The sequence below is a fragment of the Aquabacterium sp. genome (assembly GCF_036279655.1).
Classification (GTDB): domain Bacteria; phylum Pseudomonadota; class Gammaproteobacteria; order Burkholderiales; family Burkholderiaceae_C; genus Aquabacterium.
In genome coordinates, this window is record NZ_DASUIT010000162.1 from 1 (window position 1) to 3,943 (window position 3,943).

At 63.6% G+C, this 3,943-nt stretch carries 5 protein-coding genes; 1 reads left to right on the forward strand and 4 read right to left on the reverse strand.

The window, feature by feature from the left end; genetic code table 11:
• The 3 genes from VFW84_RS17120 to VFW84_RS17130 all read right to left on the reverse strand — a co-directional run.
• Positions 1 to 1,214 (reverse strand): HipA domain-containing protein (locus VFW84_RS17120; protein WP_329681685.1); only part of this gene is annotated, 1,214 nt, incomplete at its 3' end.
• A gap of 3 nt (positions 1,215 to 1,217) precedes the next feature.
• Positions 1,218 to 1,637: an XRE family transcriptional regulator gene (locus VFW84_RS17125; protein WP_329681686.1), complete on the reverse strand. Its 420-nt coding sequence runs from the start codon at positions 1,635 to 1,637 to the stop codon at positions 1,218 to 1,220.
• A gap of 137 nt (positions 1,638 to 1,774) precedes the next feature.
• Positions 1,775 to 2,950 (reverse strand): aminotransferase class I/II-fold pyridoxal phosphate-dependent enzyme, encoded by a 1,176-nt coding sequence (locus tag VFW84_RS17130; RefSeq protein ID WP_329681687.1) that lies wholly within the window; start codon positions 2,948 to 2,950, stop codon positions 1,775 to 1,777.
• Positions 2,951 to 3,112: 162 nt separating this feature from the next.
• Between VFW84_RS17130 and VFW84_RS17135 the strand changes: the two genes are divergently transcribed.
• Positions 3,113 to 3,571: a hypothetical protein gene (locus VFW84_RS17135; RefSeq protein ID WP_329681688.1), complete on the forward strand. Its 459-nt coding sequence runs from the start codon at positions 3,113 to 3,115 to the stop codon at positions 3,569 to 3,571.
• Positions 3,572 to 3,622: 51 nt separating this feature from the next.
• On the opposite strand, the gene VFW84_RS17140 is transcribed toward VFW84_RS17135, so the two are convergent.
• On the reverse strand, positions 3,623 to 3,943 hold a 321-nt coding region (locus VFW84_RS17140), incomplete at its 5' end, for an alpha/beta hydrolase (protein ID WP_414639036.1).

Below are 3,943 nucleotides of genomic sequence, written 5' to 3' on the forward strand. Positions count from 1 at the left end.
TCCAGCAGATCCATGATCTGCTCGATCTCGAGCCTCAACTCAGGGTAGCCGCAAGCCTTTGCGGTGGCCTCGATGTGCCTTGGCATGATCATGTGGAGGTTGCGCTTGGTCCCCTTGGTGGCCTTGAAGCCCATGGCCATCTTGATGTTCTGATACTGGACACTCTTGGGGCCTTTGCCCACCAGCGGCCAGATCGAAAGGATGTCATAGAACGGCAGCAACTCGTATTGGTTTGAGCGCAGGAGTCGGATGCTGAAGTTCTTGGCGTGGCCATCGGTGGCGGCCAGCAGGTAAAACAGCACTTGGGTACGCAGGAACTGGCCCACGCTCGCCAGCCCTCCCCTGGACGTCGCCAGGAGTTGGGCGATGCGCAACATCCCCGGGCCCCCGTCCGACTCATATTTCTTCTCCGGGGGCAGGCCCATCGCCTGGCAGCAATCCTCCTGCGGTAGCCGCACCAGCTCGTCCCCATGCCATGCTCGATCGAAGCGCTCGACGATGAGTGTCTTTTGTTCCCCGAACTGGGCGATCTGGCAGTAGGGGGTGTCCAGGCCGAAGGCCCCCAGGATCTGTGCACAGAGCCACTCGTTTTCAACGGATTCGGACATGTCACGTTGCTGCCCACCAATGATTCCCAAGGGCAGTTTGAAGATGTGCGTGGTTGCCGTGTTCCCCAGAGGCCGACACCACCGGCCGTCATGCCAGAGCAGAGCCGTCTTTTCTTGAGCTCCTGCGATCGAAATGCGGAACTCGTCATCGTCATTCACCCCCGGCAGTGGCGGTGAAACTGCATCGCGCAAGACCCGTTCAATGTCGCTCTCGCTCAGAGGTGCTGAGCGAATGACTGGCGGGGACTCGGGTTGAACATCGGGTGGCAGGATCTGGATGGCACCCACACAATCCCGGCCGATCTCCGCAAGGAGGTTGTGTGCCTGTGTGTTTCGTACGCGGAACTTCTCCTTGATCCGGTCACGAATGGCCTGATTGTCCGGCAGAAGATTCTCGAAGTAGTTGGCCACCACATCGCCACTGTGATCGTAAGGAGCGTTGTGGGCGGCCAGTGGCAGAGACAGCGACAAAGACAAAGGAACGGCGTTTGGGTTGACCAGCCAGGATGGAGCGTACTTCAGGCGCGGCTGAGCGTAGCGGGCCGGAAACCAGGTGCCCACATGGTGTCCATGGAGCCAGATGTCGAGGTGCGACTTCTTGTTCACGCCTCACCCCCTGTTGCGGTCGTCGGATCGCTTGCCGGGCTTTGGCGCGCCCAAGCGCCCCACGGAGAAATCTCCCAGCCTGGGGGCCCGGTTCATGACCATGCCAATCACCGGCTTGATCGCCTGAGAGGCTTCCCCCTTGTGGACGGCCACCGCTTTGGCGGAGGGGGTCGTCTGTGTGGACCGATCTGGAGGGCCGGCATCCGCATCCTGCTGCCTGACGACCAGTTCAAGGCCCAGCCGTCGCATGACGGTGAACAGTCTGTCGACCGTCAGCTTGGACATGTCGGCTTCGAGTTGAGAAAAGCGCCCTTGCGTGAGGCCCAGGATGGCCGCCAGTTCCGCCTGGTCGACGCCCGACTCCTTGCGGGCCGCCTTGATGACGGCCGCCAGTTGAGCAGCTTGATTGATGACGCGGTCCATGGCGCTCTCCTAGCTGTATTAGCCACACTCATAAAGACATTTTATTAGCTCAACTAATTTTGTCAATATATTAGTGATGCTAATTTGAAGGGGGTCGTCATGAGCGCCATGCTGTACGTCGACGCCGCAGACTGAACTCAAGCCAGGGTCTTGAGAAAGCCCGCCAGACGGGCGATGCCCTCCTGCAGATCCGCGCGTGACGCAGCGTAGGACAGGCGCACGTGGTGGGCACCGCCACACACGCCGAAGTCATACCCCGGTGTCAGGGCCACATGCGCTTCCTGCAGCGCGCGCTCGCAAAACGCCATGGCATCCAGCCCGGTCGAGCGCACATCGATGTAGACGTAGAACGCGCCATCCGGCGGCACAGGCACCTGAAGGCCGACATCGGCCAGGCCCTGGAGCACCAGCGCACGGCGCGCGCCGAACTCCTGCTTGCGGGCCTCGCACTCGGCCAGGGACTCGGGGGTGAAGCACGCCAGGGCGGCCATTTGGGCCGGGGTCGCGGCGCAGATGTAGTAGTTCTGGGCCAGGCGCTCCATCGCTGGAACCAGCTCGTCGGGGACCACTGCCCAGCCCAAGCGCCAGCCGGTCATGCCGAAGTACTTCGAGAAGCTGTTGATCACGCAGGCGCCGGGGTCAGCGGCCAGGATCGTGGGGGCGGGTCGGCCCGTCGCATCGGCATCGCTGAGGTTCAGGTAGATCTCATCAATGATGCGCCAAGCGCCCTGTGCGCGGGCCCAGTGGCAGATGGCCGCCAGTTCGTCGGGCGGCACCGAGGTGCCTGTCGGGTTGGAGGGCGTGGCGATCATCAGGCCGCGGGTGCGGGCGCTCCAGTGGCACTGCACCGCCGCCAGATCCAGCTGGAAACGCGAGCGCGCATCGGTGGGCACCAGGCGCACATTGGCGCCAAAGCCGCTGAGGAACTGTCGGTTGCAGGGGTAGGAGGGATCCCCCACCAGCACCTCGTCACCCGGGTCCACCAGGGCGGCGGTGAGCAGCAGCAAGGCCGCAGAAGCACCCGCGGTGACCACCACGCGCTCGGGGTTCAGGCTCAGGCCGTGGGCCTGCTGGTAGAAGCCGGCAATGGCCTCACGCAAGGCGGGCAGGCCCAGGGCGCCCGTGTAGGGCATGGGGGTGTCTGCGGCGATGCGCTGCAGTTCAGATCGCACGGCGGGCGGTGCGCCAAAGTCTGGCTCGCCCAGGTTGAGGCGGATCACACGGTGCCCGGCGGCTTCGAGCTCGGCGGCTCGTTTGCCGAACTCCATGGCCAGAAAGGGGGCGATGGCTTGCGCGCGTTGGGAGATCTTCATGGCTTGGCAGTGTAGGACGCGGGTGATGTCGCAAGGCGGCGTGCCTTGCAGCAGAAGGTCGATGGGATGCGAGCGCGAACCCCATGAGCCGAACGGATCACTGGCGTGTCATCAAAATGATCTATACGATATATACGTTTTTTATGACTATGCCGTATCACCATGACCACGCCTGAAACCCAAACCCCGGTGGCCACCAAGAAGGTGACCGCCGTGAAGAAAGCCCCCATGGTCGCCAAGAAGGTCGCTGTCGCCAAAAAGGCACCTGCTGCCAAGAAGGCCCCGGTGGCCCGCAAGCTGGCGCCCCAGTCGGCGGCCAAGACCGTGCCACCCTCGGTGGCGCAGACTGCGGTGACCACCAAGCCTGGCAAGAAGAAGGACAAGGTCAAGGACGCCAAGATCAAGATCGTGCGCGACTCCTTCACCATGCCCGAGGCCGACTTTGCCCTCATCGACCGCATCAAGCTGCGTGCCATCGAGTGGCGTCAGCCGGTCAAGAAAAGCGAGGTGCTGCGCGCGGCCTTGCAGGCCCTCAATGCCCTGTCCGACGCCCGCGTCAAGGCCTTGCTGTCGGGCTTGGCTGACATCAAGAAGGGGCGACCCAAGAAGGCGACGGGCTGACGCACGAGTCTCTGGCATCCACGCAGCAAGCCCTGTGCGTGAATGCTGAGACTACGCGCCCGACCAAACCCCCCTCAACCAATCCCGAATATCCGCAATCTCATCCAGGCTCACACTGTGGTCGATGGGGTACTCCTGCCACTGCACCGGCTGCCCCAGGCGGCTCAGCACAGCATAGGCCTGCTGCCCGCGCGCCATGGGCACCACGCCATCGGCATCCCCATGGCCTATGAACACGGGCGTCTGCGTGTTGGCGGCGTGGCGCTCGGCCTGGGTGGTGTCGGCCAGGGGCAGGTAGCCTGACAGGGCCACCAGGCCCGCCAGGCGCTGGGGGTAGCGCAGGCCGGCCAGCAGCGTCATGGCGCACCCTTG